Origin of the sequence: Flavobacterium sp. J372 (assembly GCF_024699965.1) — a bacterium.
Taxonomy (GTDB): Bacteria; Bacteroidota; Bacteroidia; order Flavobacteriales; family Flavobacteriaceae; genus Flavobacterium.
On record NZ_JAJOMZ010000004.1, the window covers coordinates 2,478,530 to 2,504,056 of the forward strand.

The window sequence follows — 25,527 nt, forward strand, 5'->3', positions numbered from 1 at the left end:
ACAATCGATACAATTAAGGTTACCAATGCACCTCCTGAAAGATATTTGTAGTCATTTGCCAGCTGCTCCATTTTAAGGAACTGTGTATTATGCAGTTCTCCACGCTCCAACAATGCAGCCTGTGTAATACCTCTCAATTCCAATACCTTAAGTGCCCTGTTGCGGTAATCGCGCGAATAACCAAACCGCCGTGCATTCTTTACTATATCAACAAGTTGTTCTTCATCCCGGGCCATCATTTCATCCCAGTCTTCACCCTGGCCAACGGCTACCGTTTCCATCTTAACCATTTCTGGAGCATCAATGCCCCGCTTGCCAAAAAGCTTTTTAAAAGGCAGTATTAGCCAGTCAAAGTTAACAGTTACGTTCATGTCGTTTGTGGCTCTATACGTAAGGAAAACGGCCAATGGCGAAAGTATGAATGACGACATCCAGGCTCCCATAAATGGCGGAATCCCGTTTTCTGATGCAGCCTTACGCCCAAAGGTGTTTACAAAGTGGAATACAATAAATATTACCACAGCAAAACTATCGGTAGGCCTATACCACCTTTACGGATGATTGCACCCAGCGGCGCGCCTATAAAAAACATTAGTATACAGGCAAATGCTATTACAAACTTATCGTAAAGCGCGAGCCAGTGCCCGTTGATGTTCTTTACTTTTGCGAGCAATGTATTCTTACCTGCCTCGACAGAAAAATCTGCACTGCTCAGGTTGCTTGAAGCTATTTCCAAAACACGCTTCTTATCTGCATCCATTGAAAAATATTTCAAAACATCTTTAGGAAATTTTATAACTTCCTTTTTAGGAATTGGCGCTCCTTTCGGCGCTGTCGGCTTAATTAAGATATTATTCAGCCTGCCTGATGTATTATCGGCAATTGTTTGTGCATCCTTTACATAATTGGTTTCAAGAGAGTCAATTGTATAGTTAAGCTCACTAACATTAAGCATTGTATTTGTATTTACAATCCTCGTATCTCCTTCGCTTTCAGGATTGTTTAGCACTGAAAGGTCAATATTCATAATCTGTTTTGAGAATGTGCTTTTTGCAAATGGCTGGCGTTCGCGCTGGGCAGGGTCGCTTTTAACATCTTCGTAATAGTAGCCATCAAAAAGCTCCAGCTGCAAAAGGTTAGATGATTCATTGCTTGTAAGCAAACCTGACTTTGAGCGTATCACAGTGCTGTTTTGTTGGCCAGGCGCTCTCTTATGAATGGTAATGCCTTCCAGCTTTTCGCCATTTTCACCGGATTTCTTATCAACTTTAATATTGAAATTATCGCCTATTGCATTAAACTGGCCTTCAGCTATTGCCATAGCCGGTTTGCGCTGAAGAATGCTTTTGCGGAGATTCAGGAATTTATATTCTGCTTTGGGGATAACATTATTGGCGAAAAGGAATGCCACAATACTCAATCCAAATATGAACACAATAAGGCTTCGCATGGCCCTGCTGAGCGATATGCCTGACGATTTCATTGCAGCAAACTCATAGTTTTCCGCGAAGCTGCCAAACGTCATGATAGATGCCAACAATATTGACAGCGGCAATACAAGCGGAATCATCTTTGGCGAATAAAAGAGCAAGAACTTGGTTATCAGCCAGATGTCAAGGTCTTTACCTGCAAGCTCGGCGATAAAAAGCCATATGCCCTGAAGTATAAAGATGAAAAACAGTATGATAAATACTGTAGCAAATGTCTGTATGAACGATTTGAGGATGTAGCGATCGAGTATTTTCACCGGAAAATCAATCTAATCTATTGATGTAATAATTAGGATATTTACTTTCGGTAAAGGTAAAGTGATTTTTTGACAAAGGCTGGTTTGTTTTAAAAGAATTTATAGTGTACGTTGTCTTAGTACCATCCTTATCGGTTTGTATAAGGTTATAGATATGCCTGGTTTGCACATCTATACCAATTAACACTTCTTTAACATCGTCTTTTGGGCTGAGCGGATGTAGCTTAACGTACTGAATTTTTCTTCCCCGAACGTTCTGTAATATATCCCAGGAATATTTGTAGCCTGAATTGAAAAATGAAAACATTTTTGAAGGCGTTAATCCATCTTTTTGGCTATCATAGGTTGAGATTGAGATTTCTTCGTCTTCGGGTACAATGTTATATACCTTCTTACCGTCAAATATGCGGGTAAAGCCCATGAAGTTAAGCACATATTTGTTTCCGCTGAGTGAAACATTGCCTTTGCTCTCTCTGTTCAAATTCTCTGATGGATTGCTCATAGAGTATCTAAAGTCCATAACAATATTGTTATAGCTTTTTATGCGGGATGATACATCATCAAGCAGCGCTTTGGCCTTTTGCGAATTTTGTGCGTGAAGGGAAATGCTCACGAATAAAATCGCTAAAACCCTGATAATCCTTTGCATGCTAAAAATTGTTTTCTTCGTTCCTGAAAAATTGCTCAAGAGAAGTCAGGTCCTGAATCAGCACGTTACGGGCTTTGCTGCCTTCAAACGGGCCAACAATACCGGCGGCTTCCAACTGGTCGATAAGGCGGCCTGCGCGGTTATAGCCAAGCTTAAGCTTACGCTGCAGCAATGATGCCGAGCCCTGTTGGGCGCTTACGATAACTTCGGCTGCTTCGCGGAACATTGAATCTCTTTCGGAGATATCCATATCAAGATTAATGCCACTTTCCTCTCCGAAGAATTCCGGAAGCAGATAGGCATCAGGGTAGCCTTTCTGCGAACCGATGAATTCAGTTATCTTTTCAACTTCAGGTGTATCAACAAAAGCGCATTGCACACGGGTAAGGTCATTGCCCTGGGTGTATAACATATCCCCGCGGCCTATAAGCTGGTCGGCACCCTGGCTGTCTAAGATAGTGCGGGAGTCAATTTTTGATGTTACGCGGAACGCAATCCTTGCCGGGAAGTTAGCTTTGATAATACCGGTAATCACGTTTACCGATGGCCTTTGGGTTGCAATAATCAAATGGATGCCAATAGCCCGCGCAAGCTGTGCAAGCCTTGCAATTGGTGTTTCAACTTCTTTACCTGCGGTCATGATTAAGTCAGCAAACTCATCGACAACAAGCACAATATACGGCAGGAAACGGTGCCCGTTTTCCGGGTTTAGCCTGCGCTGTTTGAATTTTTCGTTATACTCCTTAATATTACGCACCATGGCATCTTTAAGGAGGTTGTAACGGTTATCCATCTCTACGCAAAGCGAGTTAAGCGTATTGATAACCTTGGTATTATCGGTAATAATAGCATCTCCCCCATCAGGAAGTTTTGCAAGGTAATGGCGCTCAATCTTATTGAAAAGCGTAAGTTCCACCTTCTTCGGGTCAACCAACACAAACTTAACCTCAGCGGGGTGCTTTTTATACAATAATGATGTAAGTACAGCATTAAGCCCTACCGATTTACCCTGGCCTGTGGCGCCTGCCATAAGCATGTGCGGCATTTTGGCAAGGTCGACAACGAAAGTTTCGTTTGATATGGTCTTGCCTAAAGCAATAGGCAGTTCCATCTCGGCGGTCTGGAATTTCGGTGAGGCAATTACAGTCTTCATCGAAACCATCGTAGGGTTCTTATTCGGCACCTCAATACCTATTGTACCTTTGCCGGGGATTGGCGCTATAATACGTATACCCAGCGCCGAAAGTGACAGCGCAATATCATCTTCAAGGCTCTTTATTTTCGAAATTCGGATGCCGGCTTCCGGAACGATTTCGTACAAAGTAACCGTTGGCCCAACCGTTGCCTTTATCTGCGCAATGTCTATTTTGTAGTTACGAAGCGTCTCAACAATACGGTTCTTGTTCTCTTCAAGCTCTTCCTGGTTGATGGTGATGCCGCCGCTTGAGTAGTCTTTAAGCAGGTCGATAGTTGGCATTTGGTAATTAGAAAGTTCAAGCGTTGGGTCAAACTCCCCGAAGTCTTTTACAAGCTTTGCTGCAAGGTTCTCTTCAACCACATCTTCTTCCGGAGATTTTTCAATTACAAAACTTTCATCATCAGTGGTAATTATTTCCGGTTCATGGTGTACCGCAACCGGCTGCTGCACAACAGGTTTCGGTTGTGTGTCAAGCTGTATTTCAGAATGGTTACTTATCGTAGGCTTCAGCGCTTCACGGTTTATTTCAAATTGTGAAGGTGTGTGTATCGGTTCAGGTTGTGGCATTGGCTTCAGTACAGGCTCGTCAAATTCCTCGTCGTCCTCTTCAGTAAGCGCCGGATCTTCAGCAAAATATTCAGGGTCGGCAGCCATTGCCTGTGCCACCGGTGAAGGAACTGCATCAGCCATCGCCTCGCGTTCTTCCCTTTCTCTTTCACGTTCTTCCTGCCTGCGCTCAAAAAATGCTTTAAGGGCATCAGGTGAAATCTTTACTTTAAATATGAGGTAAATGAACAACGCGAATACAAGCACAAGCGCCGTACCTGTCTTGCCCAGGTAATCCTGCATAAAGAGGTTCATCTCATAACCTATAACACCGCCCAATTCAGGCAGGTACTGGTTGAAGAAGCCGAAGGCTATTGATACGATGATGATAAGGAATAAATCCCAGAAAAGTACACGTTTCATTTTCCTGAGCGGAAGGTCGAGCACCAAATGGGCGCCTGTCAAAAAGAAAAAGCGGATAAGTATGAACGATGCCACCCCAAAGCCCTTATAGAGAAATACATCGGCAAGCGATGCCCCGAACTTACCCAGCCAGTTGCCTACTTTTTCATCGCGGGAGCTGAAAGAATCCAGCCCGCTCTGGTCAAAATCACCGTGAAGGAAATACGATATGAAAGACAGCAGCATAGCCACTGCAAATAAGAAAAACAATACGCCAAGCAACACCTTATGCTGGCGTGTAAACGCAAATTTCTTTTTAGGCTTTTGGCCCTCAGCAGGTTTCGCCTCTTTTTTGGTTTTAGCCATTTATAAAAGATTATCTCTCTGTAAAAATATCAATTTCTCAGGGAAACATTGCTAAAATTTTTGGGGAATATATGATGATGCCCGTAATAAGGGCAGCCAGGGCGGCAAATGTAACCGCCCCCGCCGATATGTCTTTTATAAAGCCGATGCGCTCATGATATTCCGGGTGGATGAAATCGCAAATTTTCTCAAGAGCGGTATTAACGCCCTCGACACCCAGCACGAGGCCAATGGCAAGCGTTTGCAGCATCCATTCAGTAGCGGTGATATCAAAGTAAAAGCCGGCAAGTGTAACAGCTATCGCAAGGCAAAACTGTACCATAACGCTGTGCTCTGTAGTTACAAGCTTATACGCCCCGCGAAAAGCATATACCACGCTTTTCATGCGCCCGGCAACAAACCTCTGGTCTTTCATATTATGAATTCAGTGCCGCAAGGGCAGCTTCATAATCAGGTTCATCGGCAATTTCTGCCACCTGTTGTGTATATTTTACTTTACCATCTGCATCAATAACCACTACAGCACGAGAGTGTAACCCGGCTAATGGGCCATTTTCAATAGTTAAACCGTATTGTTGGCCGAAAGAGCCATCTTTAAAGTCTGATAGTGATATAACATTATCAAGGCCTTCTGCGCCGCAAAAACGCTTTTGTGCAAAAGGAAGGTCGCGTGAAATGCACAGTACCTTTGTATTTTCCAGACCTGATGCCTTTTCGTTAAACTTACGTACAGAAGCCGCGCACGTACCGGTATCTACACTCGGGAAAATATTAAGCACCAGGTTTGACCCTTTAAAATCTGACAAAGATGCCGTTGAAAGGTCGGTAGCTGTAAGTTTAAAATCAGGTGCAGCAGCACCATTTGCAGGCAATGTGCCGGATGTTTTTATTGCGTTTCCGCCAAGCGTTATATCAGCCATTTCTTCAGTGTTTGTATTTCTTACAAAACTATAAAAGAAATCATGCCAAACAATAGCCGATACCTAATTTTACAGGTACATGGCAATCATGGCCAGGCTCATTACAATCATAAGCGCATCTTCTATAATAGTTACAGTGCTCATAGGCAGGTTGAAGACTGCACCAAGGCAGGCACATTGTATCTTCTTTTTGTTGAGTACGCTCTGCAAAACACCAATAAGGCTTACCGACATTACTACTGCCGTTACAATATTGGTTGACAATATTTCAAAATCTGCTGCATAGGCAAGCCCCAGGCCTAGCTCAATAAAAGCATAGATATAGCCCCAGGCAGGCAGTTTTTTCGCTACAACATCATACATGGCATAACTGTTGGCGAAGGCCTTCAGGTCCAGCATTTTGAATAATGAAAACGTAAGGAAGAAACCACTCATAAATATACGCATCGCAGCCATAGCATCTATTATTCCATTTGTATATGACCCAATAAGTGATACCACTGTGATGTAACCGAATATTAGCAGGATAGGCTTATAAGTCTGCATCCAGCTACGCTCAGGCTCCGGCGCTTCGGCAAATACATTTCTTTTCTCTTGATGGTCGTTTGCTTCTGTAAGTTGATATTTAGGATAATCTTTAAGGGCAGCGTGCAGTGTGGACGTGCTGATATGCTTCTCCATGGTGATATCAGCCTCTCCTTTGTCAAGATGTACATCAACAGCGGTTACGCCCGGCACCTGGTTAAGAAGGTGCGAAACTTTAGCCACGCAACCGTCACATGTCATCCCTGAAATTTTATAGGTATGTGTCATGATTATAAAGTTTAAATGGCAAAGTTACTGTACAAAACCACAGCAGGGCTTACACAATTTTTGTGCAAAGCAGTAACATTTACAGGTTGGCGCGTTTTGCCGTTAGCGAAGTTTTGTATTCGCCGGGAGTGATCCCTGTAAGCTTTTTGAACTGTGCCGAAAGATAAGCGCCGCTGCTGTAACCAAGCCTGGCGGCAACATTAGATACGGAAGAATCTCTATGCCTAAGCAACTCTTTAGCTTTCTCTATGCGTTGGGCTATGTAGTATTTCTCGATGGTAGCGCCTGTCTCTGCGCTGAATAGGTTGCTTAGATATGTATAGTCATAGCCAAGTTTTTCTGATAGAAATAGCGACAGATTTACTTTCTTCTCATTCTCATCGTCAACATATTCGCGCACCAGTATCCTAACCTGTTCCAGTAATTGAGCTTTAGGGTCAGTAATGACTTCAAAACCTATTTTATGAAGTTCAGATTCAAACAGAGGCATAATGTCCGGGGAAATTTCCTCATGCAGAACTACCTCTCCCATTTTTACGTCTTTAAAAGGCATTGCAAGCTTCTGCATTATGTTTTCAACAGCCATAATACATCGCGGGCAAACCATATGTTTTATATGAAGTACCATAATGCAAAGGTACAGCAAACTTTAAAACCTATAATCAAATGCTCCTTTGCGCAAATTGATTTTATACTCCAGCCAGGCTTTAAGACATGCCAGGAAGTTGGCCCATCCTTCGGTATTGCCTGCCAGCCATTTTATACCTTCTTCATCATTAGGCATAGTGCCTTCTGTCACAATAACTACGGTGCTGTTTCCTTTGGCCTCAAGATTCATTTCTACATGCATTTCCCGGCCGGCAATATCCCAATAATAAGACACAAGTTCATCTTTTATAACTTTTCCGACACGTACAGGTGCATCGCCGTCAAACTCAGGAAAGTGCCATATCAGGTTTGCCCCTTCTTCCATCCTGCCGCTGCCGTGCGATATGAAATAGTTAGACATCTGCTCAGGGTTTACTATAGCTTCAAAAACCTCGCTTGCAGGTTTAGCTATCTGTATGCTTGTTTTGATTTTAAGTGAATCCATGTTTGGTGTTTTCGTAAATATATGACATTTGGCTTACATTTGGCTTATGCACCACCACTACAAAATATATAAGCCTTATGGCTACCTGAGCCAGTTTACCTATAACCTGAAACGCAACAAAAAGCTGCTGGGTGAACTCTATAACTTTCCTGAAGGCACCATGGCTATAGGCCGGCTTGATGAAGACAGCGAAGGGCTGTTGCTCCTGACAACCGACGGGATGATGAGTGAGATTGTACGCAGCAAAAAGGTTGAAAAAGAATATTACGTACTGGTTGACGGCATTATCACCCATGAAGAGGCAGTACAGCTTGAACGCGGCGTGGAAATCGGTTTTAAAGGCACACGCTATGTTACAAAGCCATGCACGGCAAAATTGATTGACAATCCTGAACTGCCTTACCGAAAGGTGCGTGATGAGCGGCATGGCCCTACTTCATGGATTAGTATTACCGTCACCGAAGGCAAATTCAGGCAGGTGCGAAAAATGACTGCAGCGGTCGGCTTCCCTACGCTTAGGCTGGTAAGGGTAAGAATCGGGAACATTCATCTGGGAGGAATGCAGCCAGGTAATGTTATTGAACTTGAAACTGTTTCGGTTTGACAAAATTTGTAATTTAGCACAAACACGATACAATGCACAAATACTTTACTATCATTCTATGCTTGGTTACCGCGGCTGTAATGGCACAGGGCAAAGTTGTTGCCGGCGATTTTAAAAACCTTGCGTCGGTTAAAGAATATAATGTTGTATTTGATTATACTAATATAAAAGTAGCCCATTTCGAAACCGAAGAAGATTTCCTTAAAGACAAGATGAGTAAGCGTGAGGGCGAAAAGGCTGAAAACTTTCGGACAAAGTGGTTTGCCGACCGTGAAGCGAACTACGAGCCGAAATTTATAGCCTACTTTAACAAACGTATGGAAGGCAAAGGCGTGACTGTAGCGAAAAATCCGGCCGCACCCTACACCATGGCTATAAAAACGCTATGGCTTTATCCGGGCTACAATGTGGGCGTAGGCCTTGAAGAAGCGAAGATTACAGCTGTAGTGACCGTGTTTGAATCAGCAAATCCTTCAAATGTTTTACTCAAAGTTGAATATGATAAATCTCCCGGAATTGAGCCGGAAGAGTATGCCTTTGACCCCGGAAACCGCATTGCCGGCGCTTATGAAAAGCTGGCAAAAAACTTTACCATGCAGCTAAGGAGATTTGTAAAGTAATTTTAGCAAAAATTTAAAATTATCTCTGCATTCATTATAGTAGCTTTAAATGATTTTTAAAGCATGAAAAACTATTTCCTTTATACCATCTTCTTTTTTTATACAGCAGTTTCTGCGCAGGAAGATGTAATTACAACTGACAGGCCTGACCAGACAGAAACTGCTGATATTGTTCCTAAAGGACATTTTCAGGCTGAAATCGGTTTTGTACATCAACGCGAATCAGAGGATAGCGAAGAATTTAGCCTGCCTTCTACCTTATGGAAATATGGTGTGAACAATATATTTGAAATAAGGGTCATAACTGAGTATGCATATAATAAGGAGACCGACAGCATTGCCCGTGGTTTTAAGCCTGTCATTGCGGGAGTAAAAATGAACTTATGGCATGAAAACGGGATTCTGCCTGAGACTTCAATAATCATGCAGGTAGAAATCCCTAAACTGGCCTCAAAAGATTTCAAAGCACAATACCTCGCTCCTGATATACGGTTGCTGTTTCAAAACACTGTAAACGACAAAATTGACATTGGTTATAACGCAGGCGCAATCTGGGATAGTGAAACAGGCAGGCCAACCTATGAATATACCATATCACCAAATATAAAGGTCAGTGACAAAATGAAAGTGTTCTTTGAGAGTTTCGCCTACCTCTTGCCGCATGAACGGCCAGATCACTGGATTGATGCAGGATTAATGTTTCTACTGACTAAGAATATCCAGCTTGATGTAGCTGGCGGCTATGAGCTGTCGGCACACAATCATTATCACGGATACTACGAGACAATAGGCTTATCATTGCGTATATAAATTTATTCTCAATTAAACCTAAAGAAATCTTGGCACTATCTGTCTTTTAGGAAAACTTTAAAACTTAAATGTTCTATTTATCCTACTTTTAGCGGATAGAATGAACGCAAAAATCAAAAAATACTTACGTAAAACAGGCAAGGTGCTGTTATGGATAATCGGGTCGGTCATAGGGCTGTTCCTGTTAATAGTGTTGCTTCTCCAGATACCCTATTTCCAGAACATTGCAAAAAATAAAGCTGTAACCTACCTTGAAGGTAAAATTGGCACAGAAGTTAAGATAGATAAGATTGAGATTGGCCTGCCAAAAAAAGTAATACTTGAAGGCGTTTATTTTGAAGGCCAGGCAGGAGACACATTGCTTGCAGGCGAAAAGCTGGCAGTTGACATCAGCCTTTTTAAACTACTGGACAATGAAGTTGAAATAAACTCTATTGACCTTAAAGGTATTGTAGCAAACGTAAGGCGCAACAAAGATTCTGTTTTTAATTTCGACTATATTATTGATGCCTTTGCCAGCGACAAGCCGAAAGATACCACTTCGGCGCCGATGAAATTTTCCATCAACAAAGTTAACCTTGATAATATCAGGGTAAAGTTTGATGATGCTATTTCAAAAAACAACCTGAGTGCAACTATCACGCATTTTGATACCAAAATCACGAAATTCGACCTTGACAACCTTAATTTTGAAGTCCCCAAAGTAAATCTTGACGGCCTGAAGCTTACTTTAAAACAGGGTATGATTGCAGAGATTGCCCAAAACACGCAGGAAGTTGCCGAAGAAGCCAGTAAAAAACCTGACTTTAAAATTAAACTCGATGACATAAACCTGGCAAATATTGATATTGGTTATGATAACGAGGGTTCTCGCCTTGATACCGGACTAAAACTAAAGAAACTGGCAGTAAAGGTTAATGAAGTTGACCTTAAGTCGCAATTGATAGACCTTAAAAACATTGAACTAAACGGGCTCAAGGGCCAGCTGGCTTTAGGGAAATTTGAAAAGCAGGTACAACAGGCATTGCCGGAAGAAACGGCAGCGGTACAGCAGGCACAATGGAAAATAAGGCTTGATAATGCGGATATTACAGACGTAGCCTTTAAGTTTGATGATGAGAACTCTCCTCCTGCAAAAAAAGGAATTGATTACAAACACCTTGACATCAGCAATCTTACTCTAAAGGCAAAAGATTTCTCGTACTCTCCGGATACTATTTCAGGTGATATAACACAGTTCACGGTTCGTGATAAAAGCGGGCTAGATGTTAAGGCATTAAGGACTGATTTTGCTTACGGGCCTAGAGGTGCACAATTGAAAGATCTGTATCTTGAAACGCCTTCTACCCTGCTGCGAGATGAGATTGTGGTTAGCTACCCATCGCTAGAATCGCTTAGTGAAGATATTGGAGAAATGGCTGTAGATGCCAACCTTGATGGCAGCCGTGTCGGGTTTAGAGATGTACTTATTTTTGTGCCTGCATTGGCAAACACAAATCCGTTCAAAAGCAATCCTAATGCAGTGATGAATATCAACAGCCGCGTAGAAGGTAAAGTTAAAGACCTGCGCATAGCCAATCTTGAAATAAGCGGCATTGGCAACACAATTATTGCAGCGAGCGGTCGCATAAAAGGCCTCCCTGACGCGCAGACAGCTTATTTTGATATGGATGTTCGGCAGTTTAAGACTACATCAAAAGATATTAAAACATTTGTTCCGAAAGGGACTATTCCTGCAAACATCAACCTGCCTGCTAATATTGCCGCGACAGCTAAGTTTAAAGGTACACTCAATAACTTTAATGCTGATGTAAACCTCGCCAGTAGCCATGGCAGCGCCAAAGTGAAGGCCTTGTTTGACCAGCGCCGAAAAGGCCGTGAGCGTTACGATGCTGATATAACCGTAAATAACTTTGACGTTGGCAGGCTAATCAGCAATGATTCAATTGGCCGTGTTAGCCTTCGGGCGAAAGTAAAAGGCACAGGGCTTGACCCACAATCAGCCAATGCACAAATTGCAGGTAAAGTGATTGCTGCCGAATTTAATGGGTATAATTACAAAGACCTTAACCTTAAAGGCAAGATAAATAATGGCAGCTTTGAAGCCGTTGCCGACATGAACGACCCGAACCTTGACTTTGACCTTGTGGCAAGCGGTGGTTTCAGGGGCAAATACCCTAACGGGAAAATCAGGCTAAACGTTGATATTGCTGACCTTGATAAACTGAATTTGCATGCAGGGCCTATGAAACTGCGTGGCAATGTAGATGCCGATATAGCCGATGGCAATCCGGATAACCTGAATGGTAAAGTAGCCCTGCACACTTTCTATTTTAATAATGGTGAGGAAGAGTTTGCGCTTGATACTATAAATATTACTGCTGTTACAAAGCCCGACACCACAGCTATAGAAATCAAGTCACAGATTGTAGATGCCTCTGTTATTGGTAAATATAAGCTTACGCAGGTGGGCGATGCACTGATGAACACTATCTCGAAGTACTACAATACAAACCCTAACAAGCCTAAAAAACAGATTCCTCCCCAGCATTTTGTTTTTGCGATACGTGTTGATAATGACCCTGTGTTGTTCAAACTGCTTCCGCAGATTGAAAGGCTGGAGCCTATTGACATTAATGGCCGATACAACAGCGAAGGTGATTCTATAGTCCTGAATGGCAGTATTCCGCGGGTGGTATATGGCGCATATACAATTTCAGGAGGAAATATTACTGTGGACACAAAAGATGAAGCCCTTACCTACAACATCACAATAGACGAAGTCCAGAGTGAACAATTCCTCTTGCCGCACACAATAATTACCGGTGCGCTTAAAGAAGACATTTTGAGCTACCGCCTGCAGATACTGGATAAAAAAGATGAAGAGCAATACCTGGTTGCGGGTGAAATGCGCGCGGCTGACGGGAATACTGAAATTTCTCTTGACCCTGAAGGGCTAAAATTAAATTACGAGCAATGGAATGTAGCAGCTGAAAACCTGTTGCGCTTCGGTAAAAACGGCATCTATGCCAATAACTTTGACCTGACTAATGAAGGCGGTTCCATCAGGATGCAATCACAGAGTGAAGCTCCTAACGCACCTCTTGATGTCACGCTTGAAAACTTTAAAATCGAGACGCTGACCAACATGATTCAGAAGGATGAGATGAAGTTTGCAGGTACAATTAACGGTACTGCCGAACTTCGTAACCTCTCGCAAAATCCTGTATTTGTATCACAGCTTGACATTACTGATTTTAAAGTGGCAAACGATACTGTTGGCAACATCAAAATAAATGTAGATAACCAGACGGCTAACACTTATACTGCCGATGTTGCAATAACCGGAAATGGTAACGAGGTAAACCTTGACGGTACGTACCAGGCAGCATCGCAAACCTTTGACCTGAACCTGGATATCCGGAAGATGAACATGACCAGTGTGCAGGCCTTTACTTTCGGGGAACTGAAAGACAGCGACGGCTACCTTTCAGGAAGATTTAAAATTACAGGCACGCCCGCAGCGCCAAATGTTCGCGGTAACCTTGATTTTAATGATGTAGCATTCCGTGTCACGCAGTTAAACTCTTACTTTAAAAACATCAATGAAACCATAACAGTAAATGAGCGCGGCATTGTGCTGGACAAGTTTACGGTTACTGACGAAAACAGTAATGTGCTGCAGATTGACGGCACAGTGGCAACTACAGATTTTAAAGACTATAGCTTTAACCTTACGGTAGATGCAGAAAATTTCAGGGCGATAAATAGTACGGCTAAAGATAACGATCTTTATTACGGCAACCTCTTTCTTGATGCCAACCTTCGTATAAAAGGAAATGTAAACAACCCTGTTATCGATGGCAAGCTTAAGATTAATGAAGACACCAAGTTTACGGTAGTGTTGCCACAGCAAGACCCAAGGATTGCCGACCGTGAAGGTATTGTGGAGTTTATTGACCAGGACAATATGGAGATAAAACAGCGCCTGGCCATGGAAAAAGAATTTAATAATTCTGCATTTAAAGGCATGGATGTGTCTGTTGCCATAGAGATTGATAAAGAGGCCGAAATGAACCTCATTATTGACAAAGGTAACGGCGACTTCCTGCAGCTTAAAGGAGAGGCACAGCTTACGGGCGGCATAGACCCATCAGGTAAAACAAGCCTCACCGGACGATATGAATTTACTGAAGGCGCCTACCAAATGACCTTTAACCTGATAAAACGTAAATTTGAAATTGAAAAAGGCAGCTACATTTTATGGACCGGCGAACCTACCGATGCTTCGCTAAATATAACTGCTGTATATAAAACCGAAACAGCCCCGATTGACCTGCTTGACCAGCAGCTGGCGGGAGTATCGGCATCTGAAAGAAATACATACAAGCAGCGTATACCTATCCACACATTGCTTAAAATAAACGGCGAACTGCTGAAACCGGAACTGACTTTTGATATTATTGTGCCGGAAGGAAACTATGCTGTATCATCAAAAATTATTGATGCTACCAACAGCAAGCTTGCTGAATTGCGCCAACAGCCCAACGAACTGAATAAGCAGGTGTTTGCACTACTATTGCTCAACAGGTTCATCGGTGAAAACCCATTTGCCAGTGAAGCCGGCGGTGACAGTGCCGAGTCTATCGCACGCCAGAGTGTAAGTAAAATATTATCTCAGCAGCTAAATAACCTGGCAGGTGACCTTGTAAAAGGATTTGAGCTAAACTTTGACCTGGAGTCAACCGACGATTATACCACGGGTGAGCAACAAAACAGGACTGACCTTAACGTAGGCGTATCAAAACAATTACTGAATGACAGGCTTAAGGTCACGGTAGGCAGCAGTTTTGGGCTTGAAGGTCCGCAGCAGGCCAATGAAGAAAGCACCAATATTGCAGGCGATGTATCGCTTGACTACCAATTGACAAGAGATGGGCGTTATATGGTTAGGGCTTACCGTAAAAATGATTATCAGGTAGCGCTTCAGGGTCAGGTGGTTGAGACGGGCGTAGCGTTCATCATCACTATGGACTATAATAAGTTCCGTGAGCTTTTCCATCGCTCGGAAGAAGAAAAAGAAATGATACGCCGCGAAAAAGAAAACAAAAAACGCAGAAGCGAAGAGGAAAAAGCAAAAGAGAATAAAGAGCATAATCCGGGCGATAATGATGACCTGCCGCCAAACACAACACCGGGAGAAAAGAGCACAACAGATGAGAAGTAGATACCTGTACATATTATTTGCAATAGTAACTATTTACGGCTGCAGCAACACCAAATACCTGCCCGAAGGTGATATGCTGTATGTTGGCGGTGAAGTAAAAGTAGAAGATACAGCTATATCGCGCAGTGACAGGAAAGAGCTTGAAAAGCAGATGGAAGACCTGTTGCGCCCGCGCCCGAACAAAGGCTTTTTAGGATTGAGGCCCAAGCTGTATATCTACAACCTTGCCGGCGAGCCCAAAAAAGAAAAAGGTTTAAGGTACTGGCTGCGTAACAAAGTTGGCGAGCCGCCCGTACTATTCAGCCAAGTAGATTTAGATTATAATGCCGATATATTACAGAACTATGCCGAGAATAAAGGTTATTTTAAAGCGCGTACATCTGCGGATTCAACTTCACGAAACAGGCGTGCAAAAGCGCAATATACGGTAAGGCCGGGCAGGCAATATACCATCCGTAATGTGATTTTCCCGTCAGACTCTACCTCAACCCCTCTCGACAGTATGATAAGCGCATTAAAGCGCCGCAGCAGGCTAAGGCCCGGAAGGCCGTATGACCTTGAGGTTATAAAACAGGAACGCGAGCGTATAGATGAACGCCTGAAAAACCGGGGGTACTATTACTTCAAACCTGACTATTTACTGATTCAGGTTGACAGTACCGTAGGCGACAGGCAGGTTGACCTTATCGTAAAGGTAAAAGATGAAACCCCAGAACGCGCAAAGCAAATCTGGCGTATAAATGATATTGTTATTTATCCTAACTATTCGCTTACCACAAAAGATACGCTGCAGTACATGCGTGATTCGGCTGAAGTGTACAAAGATTACACAATTTACGACCCTCAGCATACCTTCCGCCCTATTATTTATGACCGTACAATGTTCTTTCACAAAGGTGACATTTACAGCCGCAGGGACCATAACCTTTCACTGAACAGGCTGGTTAATTTAGGCACATTTAAATTTGTGAAGAATGAGTTTCGCCCTTCAGACACATTAGGCAATTTCCTTGATGCGTATTACTATATGACACCGTTGCCTAAGAAATCTATAAGGGTTGAAGTATTGGGTAAAACAAATTCGGCCAACTATAATGGCTCTGAACTAAACGTAAACTGGAGCAACCGTAATGCCTTTCGTGCGGCAGAGCTGCTTACACTTACCGGCTTTGGAGGTGTAGAAGTACAGGTATCAGGCCAGAACAAAGGCTATAATGTGTACCGCTTTGGTGGCGAGGCAAGCCTTGTATGGCCGCGTTTCATTACACCATTCAGGATTATCGACTCCAGCGCATTTGTGCCGAGAACGCGCGCCATGGTAAGCTATGAGTACCAGAACAGGGCAAAACTGTACTCGCTCAACTCATTTAGGGCACAATTTGGCTATCTGTGGAAGCCCAATATACGTGTTGAGCACCAGTTAAATGTAACTGATATAAACTACGTAAGCCCTGCCACCGTTACCGACGAATACCGTGCAGAAATAGAGGCTAACCCACCGTTGCAAAGAGTCATAGAGAAGCAGTTCATTTTTGGGCCTACCTATTCTTACACCTTTACCAACACCATGCGTAAGTTTAAGAAGCATACTTTCTTTTATAAAGGCGCTTTTGATGCAGCCGGAACACTTGCCGGGCTTGCTTCAGGCGCTGATGCTAAGGGTGGTGACCCTAAGGAAGTTCTCGGTGTACAGTTCAGCCAGTTCCTGAAAATGGAGCATGATTTCAGGTATTATTTAAGGCTGGGGCGCAATTCGCAGCTGGCAAACCGTATCATTGCAGGTGTCGGGCTGCCATATGGCAATTCAACCGAACTGCCTTTTATGCGCCAGTTCTTTATAGGCGGCACAAACAGTATCAGGGCTTTCCGGGCTAGGTCAATCGGGCCGGGCAGCTATTACCCTACTGATGTTAATCCTAATTCTTTCCTGCCTGACCAAAGCGGTGACATTAAGTTGGAATTAAATTCGGAGTACCGTGCACAGCTCTTTAGTGTTGTACATGGTGCACTGTTTGTAGATGCCGGAAATATATGGCTATGGAATGCCGATGAAGAACACCGCCCCGGTGCGCAGTTCAGCAGTAAATTTTTAGATGAGCTTGCTGTGGGTACAGGCGCAGGCCTCCGTATAGATGTAACTTTCCTGGTGCTGCGGCTTGACCTGGCTTTTCCACTGCGTAAACCATGGCTGCCTGAATCGGAACGATGGGTGTTCGACCAGATTGACTTCGGCAGCAAATCATGGCGCAGGGAAAACCTAGTGTTTAATATAGCTATAGGGTATCCGTTCTAAGCCAATAAATTCCATCAATAATACTAAGCAACCCCGCTACCATGCCCGCCATCATGTGCCTTTCTTTTCTCAGGCCTGATGATCATGCGCAAAGACTGGTCTGAGCTGAAGTAAGCGGTTGTCCAGTTATATAATGTCGTGATACGGTTACGATAGCTTATAAGCGACATAACGTGTACAAACAGCCACATAAGCCATGCTATAAACCCTTTAAAATGCAGCTTAGGTTTTGGGAGGTCTACCACTGCCTTATTCTTGCCTATGATTGCCATTGAGCCTTTATCATGGTATTTAAACGGCTTCAGGGCTGTTTTCTCTGCCATCCTTTTGAAGTTTTTCGCCAGCATTTCGCCCTGCTGTATCGCCACCTGTGCCACCTGTGGATGCCCTTGCGGGAAAGCTTCATCAGTAAGCTGTAAACAAGTATCTCCAATGGCGTATACATTGTTGCTGCCAATTATTTTATTGTGCTCATCAACAGCCATACGCTTGCCGCGGCCATAAAACTCGGCGGGGATACCCTCAAATGTTTTGGCGCTAACACCGGCAGCCCATATCAGGTTTTTTGATTGTATCGTCTCACCCGTATGAAAATGCACGGTATCATCTATATAATCTACCACACGGGTATTAAGCTTCACTATCACACCCATTTTGGTAAGGGCATCAAGCGTATCCTGCTGAGATTTTTTACTCATTGGCCCCAGCAGCTCACCGCCACCGTCAACAAGGTAAATGTTACTTACGGTTGTAGACAGTTCGGGATATTCTTTTTTCAGGATACCATTCTTCATTTCAGCAAACATACCTGATATCTCTACGCCTGTAGGCCCACCGCCGGCTACCACAATGTTAAGGTATTTTCGGCGCTCGCGGCTGTTTTTGCAAATGGCAGCCTTCTCCATGCGCTGCAGTAGCTTATTCCTCATTTCAATTGCGTCATTCAGCGTTTTCATCGGGATAGCGTTCTTCCGTACATTTTCCATACCGAAGTAGCTGGTTTCGGCTCCTGTAGCAAATACAAGCGCATCATATTCAAGCTCACCGTTGTTAAGTATGGCTTTATTTTCTGCAAGGTTAACCGACTGCAGTTCACCCAGGCGGAACTGTATATTGTCTTTACCCCTGAAAAGCTTACGGAAAGGATAGCTGATACTCGACGGCTCAAGGTAGGCTGTAGCTACCTGGTAAATTAGCGGCGGAAAGAAATTGTAGTTGTTCTTATCTACCAGCGTTACCTGAAAACGCTTATCGCCACCCAGTTCTTCGGCCAGGTTTATACCTGCAAAGCCGCCACCAATTATTACTATCCTCATAATATCTGCTATTTATTCCGCAATGGATTTTTCATAATAAAATTACTGCTTTTAAGCGTGCATTGCAATTGCTGTAAGGGTTTTCAGCAAGATTTATGAAAAATTTGGGTTTTTAATTTGTAAGGTAAAATTTACGTTGGCTGGTAGTCTAAACTATTCAAAAACATTTATAGTAATGTTAATATTATAGCATTGTACACGCATGGTTTCTAACTTTATGCAACAACAAAACCATTATGAGGAATTACTTCACCAAAAAATATTTTAAGCGCTCTGTAAATATCCTGAAAGATACTGTTACGGGCTTTATGGAAGATAAAGGACTTAAACTAAGCGCATCGCTTTCATATTATACCGTATTTTCTATGGCTCCCCTGTTATTACTTCTCATTTCTTTGGCAGGGGCATTTTTTGGGAGAGAGGCTATTGAAGGCAAAGTTTTTGACGAAATAAATGGTCTTATAGGAGATAAGGCAGCCGCTCAGGTACAGGAGATAATTACCAATCTTGAGCTTTCAGGCAAAACCACAATGTCTTTAGTAATTGGTGCAATAACACTTGTTATAGGTGCAACAACTGTATTCGGGGAAATACAGGATTCTATCAACATGATATGGCGGGTGAAAGCGAAACCGAAGCGTGGCTGGGTAAAGCTGCTTAAAGACAGGCTGCTTTCAGGCTCAATTATTGTCGGCCTGGGTTTCCTGCTTGTTGTCTCACTGCTTGTAAATGGCGCTGTACTGGCATTGAGTGATATACTGCACCGCTATTTTCCTGATATGACTATTATAATATTAAGCATTATAAATGTTGCTATCAGCTTTATTGTGATAACAATATTGTTCGGTGTAATTTTCAAAGTACTGCCTGATGCCAAAATTGCATGGAAAGATGTACGCGCGGGAGCATTTTTTACTGCTATCCTGTTTATGCTGGGGCGTTACCTTATAGGCCTATACATTGAAACCACTGCGGCAGGCAGCCCTTATGGCGCGGCTGGGTCAATCATCATAATATTGCTATGGGTATATTATACTGCAGCCATACTTTACATTGGCGCTGAATTTACCCGCGTATATGCAGACTACACAGGGGTATTGATTGAGCCTGCAGAATATGCCGTTTATGTAGAGCAAAAGGAAATTGAAAAAAATGTAAAGGCTATACCAACAGACGATAAGACAAGCAATAAGAAAGAAAATCCGTAATCAAAAAATAACATTGCCCTGAATATTGCGTTTGCCTTAGTTTATTACCTTTGGCGAAACGCATATCTACATGAACAGGAGGAAATTCTTCAGGAACGGGTCATTATTTACCCTTGGCACCGCTTTATTTAATCCGTTTGAAAGCACTGCAAAAGTGCTTAGCCCGGATATCATTAATACAAACAAAAAAGCAAAAAACATTATATTCCTTGTAAGCGACGGTATGAGCTCCGGAACGCTTAACATGGCTGACCTGTATCTTAACCGAAAAATGGGCCGCAGCAGCAACTGGATGCAGCTTTACAAAGACCAGAAGGTGAGCCGTGCGCTTATGGATACAGCTTCGGCCAGCAGCATCGTGACCGACTCATCTGCCGGGAGCTCTTCGTGGGGAGGCGGTGTGCGCGTGAAGAACGGCGTACTGAACATTGGCCCGAACGGCGAAAAACACATGCCCATCTGGCAGAAGTTCAAGAAGGCAGGAAAACTGGCAGGATGCGTAACTACAGTGCCTATAACCCACGCTACGCCTGCAGGCTTTTGTGTAAATAATGACAGCCGCAACGCTATGGAAGACATCGCCAAAGATTACCTGCAACTCGGGTTTGATGTGATGATGGGCGGCGGGCACAAGTATTTTAACGCTGATACACGCAAAGACAAAAGCGATATGTATGCCGCATATCGCAAAAAAGGCTATCAGGTGGCTCGTACACGCGGCGAAATGATGGCAGCCGTAAATGATAAACCTTTACTGGGCGTATTTGCTGATGATGCGTTGCCATACAGCATAGACAGGGCAAATGATAAGGCGCTTACCAACACAACCCCTACCCTGGCCGAAATGGCGCAGAAAGCCATAAACCATATGAAAGGCCACAAGAACGGCTTTGTGCTCCAGATTGAAGCCGGAAAGGTAGACTGGGGTGCGCACGCCAATGACATCGCGGCTGTGCTATATGATCAGGTAGCTTTTGACGATGCTGTAAAAGTGGCTATTGATTTTGCAGAACAGGATAAGGAAACGCTGGTGATAATTACTACCGACCACGGCAATGCCAACCCGGGTGTGATTTATGGAAAGGATGCTGACAAAAATTTTGACAGCATACAGAAGTACACGCATACCAACGAATGGATACTTAATGAGATAAAGCCGACATCAACTGTGGCGCAGGTTCGCGAAATCGTTGAGGCAGGCAACGGGGCAGCAATTTCTGAAGTGAATGCAAAGTCGATACTCGGGTTTTATACCGGGCTGCAAAAAGATGAAGGGCTATATAACTACAAGAAGCTGCCGTTTAAATTGTTTGCCGATATGCAGAAGAATACAAACTCCGTAGGGTGGATAAGCATGGACCATTCGGCAGATTATGTAGAGCTGGCCATGTATGGCCCCGGCAGTGAATTATTAAAGCCTTTCGTAAAGAATACTGACCTGCACTACCTGATGCTGCAGGCGGCAGAGGTTGAAAATAAGTTTTAATATGCGATATATTTTCTTGTTTTTAGCTCTAACTGTACTTTCATGCAAAAAGAAAGTTTAACAGATGTTGCTGTTTTAAAAGATGGTGACATCATTTTTCAGACTTCAAAGTCAGCCCAAAGCAAAGCAATACAGCTTGCGACTAAATCAAAATATTCACACTGCGGCATCATATACCGTCAGGGCGATGACTATTATGTTTTTGAAGCAGTACAACCTGTAACCCGAACACCATTGCAAAAATGGATTAACAGAGGTGAAGGAAGCCATTATGTAGTAAAACGCCTTAAAGACAGTACGGCACTTACTCCGGAAAAGCTCGTGTACATGAAACAGACAGGTAAGAAAATGACCGGTAAAGATTATGACTTGTATTTTGAGTGGAGCAATGACCGCATTTATTGTTCAGAACTTGTTTGGAAAATATATAAAGAAGGTGCAGGTGTAGAAGTCGGCAAGCTTCAACAGTTGAAAGATTTTGACCTCTCACATCCTGAAGTGCAGAAAATAATGAAAAAGCGGTATGGTAATGAAATCCCTTTGAATGAACGGGTGATTTCGCCGGCATCAATTTTTCGAAGTGATAAACTCTATACTGTTACCCAAAATTAACCACATAGAAAGATAGAATAAGCTATGTTCCTATGTGGTTAATTTATGAGGCTTGAACAAGTTTAGCCTGACTGGGCGTAATTTAAAAATGTAAACCAGACACTTCCCTCTTCGCCTCTTCAAACTCGGCTATCATTTCTTCAACAATAGCTGCGGCTGGAATAATGTCATTGATTAGGCCCGCTATCTGCCCAATTTCAAGCTCACCTTCTTCAAGGTCGCCTTCAAACATTCCTTTTTTGGCACGCGCACGGCCTAAAAGTGTTTTAAGGTCGTCTATAGAGGGCGACTTCGTATAAAGCTCCATCACATCGTGGAAGAACTTATTCTTGATTAGCCTTACCGGTGCAAGTTCTTTCAACGTAACAAGTGTATCACCATCCTGAGCATTTACAATGGCCTGCTTGAAGTTTTCATGTGATGATGACTCAACCGAGGCTGCAAACCGCGAGCCTACCTGTACACCGTCAGCTCCCAGTACCATTGCCGCCAGCATTCCGCGGCCTGTGGCTATACCTCCTGCAGCAATAAGCGGGATGTTCAGCTTTTGCCTTACCATAGGTATTAATGTAAAAGTGGTAGTCTCGTCACGGCCATTATGCCCGCCTGCCTCAAAACCTTCGGCTACAACGGCATCAACTCCGGCTTCCTGTGCTTTAAGGGCAAATTTTACACCTGCAACCACATGTACTACGGTAATACCCTTTTCCTTCAGGAAAGATGTCCAGGTTTTGGGATTACCTGCGGAAGTGAAGACGATCTTTACGCCCTCCTCAACAATAATATCCATTATTTCCTGGATGTTCGGGTACAGCATCGGCACATTCACTCCAAAAGGCTTATTGGTCGCCGCTTTACACTTTTGTATATGTTCGCGAAGCACTTCAGGGTACATTGAGCCTGCACCTAAAAGCCCGAGTCCGCCTGCGTTGCTCACAGCACTTGCAAGGCGCCATCCGCTGGCCCATATCATGCCGGCTTGTATTATTGGGTATTTGATGTTGAAAAGTTGGGTGATGGAGTTGTTGGTCATGATTATATTATAAGCTATTCTTTTACTGGTGGCGGCAAAAGTTTAAAATTATCTGATGCTACCCGAGTAGTATCTTTATACATCTTTAATTGTGATATCAGGTGTTCAACTTTTATATATGCCCATTGAAATTCATCCGGAGAAGAGGATGCATAATCTGAAACCGATTTGATGATTTTATTATTTTGATAGAAAGTGACAATAATTCTCCTCATGTCAGATACAGATTCAAAATAATCATCATAAAGAACATTATATTTTGCCTCTTTAAATCTTCTAGCAATATTACTGAACTGCTGTCTTTTAACTGTTGATTTAAAGCTTCCAATATTATCTACATATTCAAATCCATCATACAATACATTTCCACTCTTAAATATCACAATTTGCTGTACAGGGCATGTGCCATAACATCCTCCAAAGTAAACCTTTATAGCGTCGAAATCAGGAATGCTATCGATATCATATCTTTTTTTGATAAATGTGGTCCATAATGTATCTTGCCCAATAACTAAGGTGTCAGCAGTAATTTTTTTAATCTTTAAGCCTTGCCATTTTTTTTTCAAAAAGATTATATATTTTTAAGCTGTCATCTTTGATTGCAAATTTTGTTTCAGTCCCAAGATAGTATTTATTGCTTTTTCTTGATATATCATTATGAAATCCTTCGTAATCAAAATATCCCGGTTTATAATCAACAATACCACCTTCAAGGAATTCAAAGGCTCTATTATCAACTATCGTGATATCTCCATCCTGTTTTAGCTTATCTTCTTCAATAACAGACCAATGACCTAAAAGTAGCTCTTCAGTAGATGATCCATTATTCTTACATGAAGAGATACAAATGATCAATATTATAATAACAATATTTTTCATCTATTTCTTTACAATCCTCCCCGTTCGGGTTACACTTCCTGATTCTGCCCTGTAACTATAAATGCCGTTAGCAAGATTTTGCACGGAAATAGAGTTGCCTTGTGTTGCAGTTTGCTGAAGAACCAGCTGCCCAAGGTTATTGAAGATTGAAATATTTACGCTGTTTGCTGTTGCCGGCAGTATAAAATTTAGCCTGTCGGTTACAGGGTTAGGATATAATAGCAATTGCTGCGTGTTGCCCGTTTCGGTAAGCCCGAGGCCGTTCTGCAGGGCAAGTGAAAAATCAGGCACACCATAGCCGTACTTTGGATCGGGAATCGTGAACCTGTCGGCCGAAGCGCGTACAAGGCTGATCATCTCTAAATTGGTCATATCAGGCAGTGCCTGCCATAAGCATGCTATGAGTCCTGCTGTTATTGGTGATGAAAATGAAGTTCCGCCAACAGTGACGATTTCACCTGCCGGATTGGCGACTACTGCATTGACGCCCTGTGCCACAACATCAGGCTTTACACGGCCGTCAAAAGTTGGCCCATATGAACTAAAGGGCGATATTACTTCCTGGCTGTCAACAGCTCCGACAGTAACGGTATGAGGTGCATCGCCGGGCACATTAATATACGGATTGGCTGTACTGCCACTATTTCCGGCAGAAGTTACCAGTATTATTCCCCGTGAAAAGGCTGCTTCGCTGCCACGGGTTATAAATGCCGTGTTGCCGTTAAGGTCATCATATGTATAGCTGTACGCAGGATTATCATATGTGAAATAGCCAAGCGAAGTATTGATAATATCAACCCCAAGGCTGTCGGACATCTCAGCCGCTTCTACCCAAAGCGATTCTTCAACAGGATTTTCGCTTGCGGCATTTTCAGTTATGAAAAGGTAATAAGAGGCATCCGGCGCCGTACCTACAAGCTGCCCTTCCGTATAGCCGCCCATAGTTGAAAGTACCATGGTACCATGAAAATGGCCCGTAAAAAAGTTGGGATTGCGGTTTACAAAATCATAGCCGCCCAAAATCTGGTTGTTATTAATAAGCCTCTGGAAAGGCTGTGTAGTGTTCACTCCCGGAAACCCCGAATCAAGCACGGCGATAATCTTGCCCGTTCCCGTAAAATCCTGCTGGTGCAGTAAATGCCCGTTTAGCATGGTTACCTGGCTTGATGAATTACCATAGCTATATGTAGCCTGTGCCTGAAGAAATTTGTTTACGGAAGCCATTTGCTGTACCTCTGCCGGGCGGTTTGTGTTGCCGATGCCGTTGCTGGCGAAGTCTATATACGATATAAAAGGCAGCGTAGCCAGAGCATTAATATCAGCAACACTACCGCGTATGTGGAGGGCGTTAAGCCATTTTGATTTGGCCATAACAGTGATGCCCGGTGCTGCTGTTACCTGGGTAATGTAGGTGTTGGAAACCGGCACGTCTTTATTGTCAAGGGTAATTCCCTGTGCCATTCGCCTGTCAAGCGCGCGTTGTGATAGCATTTCCAGCGGGTTGGCAAGGTAGTAAGCCGCATCGGGCTTATCTGTAAAATACACCCACGCATCTTCCTGCGCGTAAAGCGAGGTAATCACAAAAAATAAAAGATACATCAGGCGGAGTTTCATACTCCCAAATGTACGGAATTTAGATTTATGATTTCAGATTTATGGAATTGAGGTGTTAGGTTTTAGGTGTTGGGTCTTGAGTTACGAGTGA

The 25,527-nt window shown here is 43.1% G+C and carries 20 protein-coding genes and 1 pseudogene; 8 read left to right on the plus strand and 13 right to left on the minus strand.

The genetic code is table 11. From position 1 onward, the window contains the following. Window positions 1-311: 311 nt before the first annotated feature. The 8 genes and pseudogenes from LRS05_RS12270 to LRS05_RS12305 all read right to left on the minus strand — a co-directional run. Window positions 312-1,747 (minus strand): annotated as a pseudogene (locus LRS05_RS12270) (LptF/LptG family permease); the annotation flags it as partial. A gap of 7 nt (window positions 1,748-1,754) precedes the next feature. Continuing rightward, complete coding sequence (locus LRS05_RS12275) at window positions 1,755-2,396, minus strand: outer membrane lipoprotein carrier protein LolA (RefSeq protein WP_257868583.1); 642 nt, start codon at window positions 2,394-2,396, stop codon at window positions 1,755-1,757. 1 nt (window position 2,397) lies between these two features. Then, the gene (locus LRS05_RS12280) at window positions 2,398-4,908 is read right to left on the minus strand and encodes a DNA translocase FtsK (protein WP_257868584.1); all 2,511 of its coding nucleotides are present in this window, start codon (window positions 4,906-4,908) and stop codon (window positions 2,398-2,400) included. A gap of 37 nt (window positions 4,909-4,945) precedes the next feature. Then, the gene (locus LRS05_RS12285) at window positions 4,946-5,323 is read right to left on the minus strand and encodes a diacylglycerol kinase family protein (protein ID WP_374707775.1); all 378 of its coding nucleotides are present in this window, start codon (window positions 5,321-5,323) and stop codon (window positions 4,946-4,948) included. A gap of 1 nt (window position 5,324) precedes the next feature. After that, window positions 5,325-5,828 (minus strand): thiol peroxidase, encoded by a 504-nt coding sequence (gene tpx / locus LRS05_RS12290; protein WP_257868585.1) that lies wholly within the window; start codon window positions 5,826-5,828, stop codon window positions 5,325-5,327. A gap of 69 nt (window positions 5,829-5,897) precedes the next feature. After that, window positions 5,898-6,641 carry a heavy-metal-associated domain-containing protein gene (locus LRS05_RS12295; RefSeq protein ID WP_257868586.1) on the minus strand — a complete coding sequence of 248 codons (744 nt, stop codon included), beginning with the start codon at window positions 6,639-6,641 and terminating at the stop codon, window positions 5,898-5,900. A 79-nt stretch (window positions 6,642-6,720) separates the two neighbouring features. Next, window positions 6,721-7,209, minus strand: coding sequence for an AraC family transcriptional regulator (locus LRS05_RS12300; protein ID WP_257868587.1), 489 nt, complete (start codon window positions 7,207-7,209; stop codon window positions 6,721-6,723). A gap of 81 nt (window positions 7,210-7,290) precedes the next feature. Then, complete coding sequence (locus LRS05_RS12305) at window positions 7,291-7,734, minus strand: SRPBCC domain-containing protein (RefSeq protein ID WP_257868588.1); 444 nt, start codon at window positions 7,732-7,734, stop codon at window positions 7,291-7,293. A gap of 46 nt (window positions 7,735-7,780) precedes the next feature. On the opposite strand from LRS05_RS12305, the gene LRS05_RS12310 reads away from it, so the two are divergent. The 5 genes from LRS05_RS12310 (at window position 7,781) to LRS05_RS12330 (ending at window position 17,288) form a co-directional block, all read left to right on the plus strand. Beyond that, the gene (locus LRS05_RS12310) at window positions 7,781-8,338 is read left to right on the plus strand and encodes a pseudouridine synthase (RefSeq protein ID WP_257869272.1); all 558 of its coding nucleotides are present in this window, start codon (window positions 7,781-7,783) and stop codon (window positions 8,336-8,338) included. A 32-nt stretch (window positions 8,339-8,370) separates the two neighbouring features. After that, window positions 8,371-8,958 carry a hypothetical protein gene (locus LRS05_RS12315; protein ID WP_257868589.1) on the plus strand — a complete coding sequence of 196 codons (588 nt, stop codon included), beginning with the start codon at window positions 8,371-8,373 and terminating at the stop codon, window positions 8,956-8,958. A 63-nt stretch (window positions 8,959-9,021) separates the two neighbouring features. Then, window positions 9,022-9,768 (plus strand): transporter, encoded by a 747-nt coding sequence (locus tag LRS05_RS12320; protein ID WP_257868590.1) that lies wholly within the window; start codon window positions 9,022-9,024, stop codon window positions 9,766-9,768. A gap of 142 nt (window positions 9,769-9,910) precedes the next feature. Next, entirely contained in the window at window positions 9,911-14,995 is a 5,085-nt protein-coding gene (locus tag LRS05_RS12325) for a translocation/assembly module TamB domain-containing protein (protein WP_308224924.1), read from the plus strand. Continuing rightward, on the plus strand, window positions 14,985-17,288 hold the full coding sequence (locus tag LRS05_RS12330) for a BamA/TamA family outer membrane protein (protein WP_257868592.1): 2,304 nt from the start codon (window positions 14,985-14,987) through the stop codon (window positions 17,286-17,288). The genes LRS05_RS12325 and LRS05_RS12330 overlap by 11 nt, the downstream gene beginning before the upstream one ends. Before the next feature lie 23 nt (window positions 17,289-17,311). Here LRS05_RS12330 and LRS05_RS12335 read toward each other — a convergent pair whose 3' ends face one another. After that, window positions 17,312-18,604, minus strand: a complete 1,293-nt coding sequence (locus LRS05_RS12335; RefSeq protein WP_257868593.1) for an NAD(P)/FAD-dependent oxidoreductase — start codon at window positions 18,602-18,604, stop codon at window positions 17,312-17,314. A 236-nt stretch (window positions 18,605-18,840) separates the two neighbouring features. Between LRS05_RS12335 and LRS05_RS12340 the strand changes: the two genes are divergently transcribed. The 3 genes from LRS05_RS12340 (at window position 18,841) to LRS05_RS12350 (ending at window position 21,910) form a co-directional block, all read left to right on the plus strand. Next, the gene (locus LRS05_RS12340) at window positions 18,841-19,812 is read left to right on the plus strand and encodes a YihY/virulence factor BrkB family protein (RefSeq protein WP_257868594.1); all 972 of its coding nucleotides are present in this window, start codon (window positions 18,841-18,843) and stop codon (window positions 19,810-19,812) included. A gap of 70 nt (window positions 19,813-19,882) precedes the next feature. Beyond that, a complete protein-coding gene (locus LRS05_RS12345) occupies window positions 19,883-21,298 on the plus strand; it encodes an alkaline phosphatase (protein ID WP_257868595.1) in 1,416 nt (471 codons plus the stop codon). A 42-nt stretch (window positions 21,299-21,340) separates the two neighbouring features. Next, window positions 21,341-21,910 (plus strand): YiiX family permuted papain-like enzyme, encoded by a 570-nt coding sequence (locus LRS05_RS12350; protein ID WP_257868596.1) that lies wholly within the window; start codon window positions 21,341-21,343, stop codon window positions 21,908-21,910. 82 nt (window positions 21,911-21,992) lie between these two features. On the opposite strand, the gene LRS05_RS12355 is transcribed toward LRS05_RS12350, so the two are convergent. Genes LRS05_RS12355 through LRS05_RS12370 form a run of 4 tightly spaced genes read right to left on the minus strand, consistent with a single transcriptional unit; the run spans window position 21,993 to window position 25,436 of the window. Beyond that, a complete protein-coding gene (locus LRS05_RS12355) occupies window positions 21,993-22,943 on the minus strand; it encodes a nitronate monooxygenase family protein (RefSeq protein WP_257868597.1) in 951 nt (316 codons plus the stop codon). A gap of 14 nt (window positions 22,944-22,957) precedes the next feature. After that, window positions 22,958-23,509 (minus strand): DUF6438 domain-containing protein, encoded by a 552-nt coding sequence (locus LRS05_RS12360; RefSeq protein WP_257868598.1) that lies wholly within the window; start codon window positions 23,507-23,509, stop codon window positions 22,958-22,960. Further along, window positions 23,478-23,822, minus strand: a complete 345-nt coding sequence (locus LRS05_RS12365; protein WP_257868599.1) for a hypothetical protein — start codon at window positions 23,820-23,822, stop codon at window positions 23,478-23,480. Before LRS05_RS12365 ends, LRS05_RS12360 begins: the two co-directional genes overlap by 32 nt. Further along, window positions 23,823-25,436 (minus strand): S8 family serine peptidase, encoded by a 1,614-nt coding sequence (locus LRS05_RS12370; protein WP_257868600.1) that lies wholly within the window; start codon window positions 25,434-25,436, stop codon window positions 23,823-23,825. It abuts the gene before it with no gap. Window positions 25,437-25,527 lie beyond the last annotated feature (91 nt).

Bases quoted from the DNA above. Each gene is read 5' to 3' on its own strand.
- LRS05_RS12350 (WP_257868596.1), top strand. From the start codon at position 21,341: ATGCAAAAAGAAAGTTTAACAGATGTTGCTGTTTTAAAAGATGGTGAC.
- LRS05_RS12345 (WP_257868595.1), top strand. From the start codon at position 19,883: ATGAACAGGAGGAAATTCTTCAGGAACGGGTCATTATTTACCCTTGGC.
- LRS05_RS12330 (WP_257868592.1), top strand. From the start codon at position 14,985: ATGAGAAGTAGATACCTGTACATATTATTTGCAATAGTAACTATTTAC.
- LRS05_RS12300 (WP_257868587.1), bottom strand. From the start codon at position 7,209: ATGCAGAAGCTTGCAATGCCTTTTAAAGACGTAAAAATGGGAGAGGTA.
- LRS05_RS12275 (WP_257868583.1), bottom strand. From the start codon at position 2,396: ATGCAAAGGATTATCAGGGTTTTAGCGATTTTATTCGTGAGCATTTCC.
- LRS05_RS12295 (WP_257868586.1), bottom strand. From the start codon at position 6,641: ATGACACATACCTATAAAATTTCAGGGATGACATGTGACGGTTGCGTG.
- LRS05_RS12280 (WP_257868584.1), bottom strand. From the start codon at position 4,908: ATGGCTAAAACCAAAAAAGAGGCGAAACCTGCTGAGGGCCAAAAGCCT.
- LRS05_RS12305 (WP_257868588.1), bottom strand. From the start codon at position 7,734: ATGGATTCACTTAAAATCAAAACAAGCATACAGATAGCTAAACCTGCA.
- LRS05_RS12285 (WP_374707775.1), bottom strand. From the start codon at position 5,323: ATGAAAGACCAGAGGTTTGTTGCCGGGCGCATGAAAAGCGTGGTATAT.
- LRS05_RS12335 (WP_257868593.1), bottom strand. From the start codon at position 18,604: ATGAGGATAGTAATAATTGGTGGCGGCTTTGCAGGTATAAACCTGGCC.
- LRS05_RS12355 (WP_257868597.1), bottom strand. From the start codon at position 22,943: ATGACCAACAACTCCATCACCCAACTTTTCAACATCAAATACCCAATA.
- LRS05_RS12320 (WP_257868590.1), top strand. From the start codon at position 9,022: ATGAAAAACTATTTCCTTTATACCATCTTCTTTTTTTATACAGCAGTT.
- LRS05_RS12365 (WP_257868599.1), bottom strand. From the start codon at position 23,822: ATGAAAAATATTGTTATTATAATATTGATCATTTGTATCTCTTCATGT.
- LRS05_RS12310 (WP_257869272.1), top strand. From the start codon at position 7,781: ATGCACCACCACTACAAAATATATAAGCCTTATGGCTACCTGAGCCAG.
- tpx (WP_257868585.1), bottom strand. From the start codon at position 5,828: ATGGCTGATATAACGCTTGGCGGAAACGCAATAAAAACATCCGGCACA.
- LRS05_RS12370 (WP_257868600.1), bottom strand. From the start codon at position 25,436: ATGAAACTCCGCCTGATGTATCTTTTATTTTTTGTGATTACCTCGCTT.
- LRS05_RS12340 (WP_257868594.1), top strand. From the start codon at position 18,841: ATGAGGAATTACTTCACCAAAAAATATTTTAAGCGCTCTGTAAATATC.
- LRS05_RS12315 (WP_257868589.1), top strand. From the start codon at position 8,371: ATGCACAAATACTTTACTATCATTCTATGCTTGGTTACCGCGGCTGTA.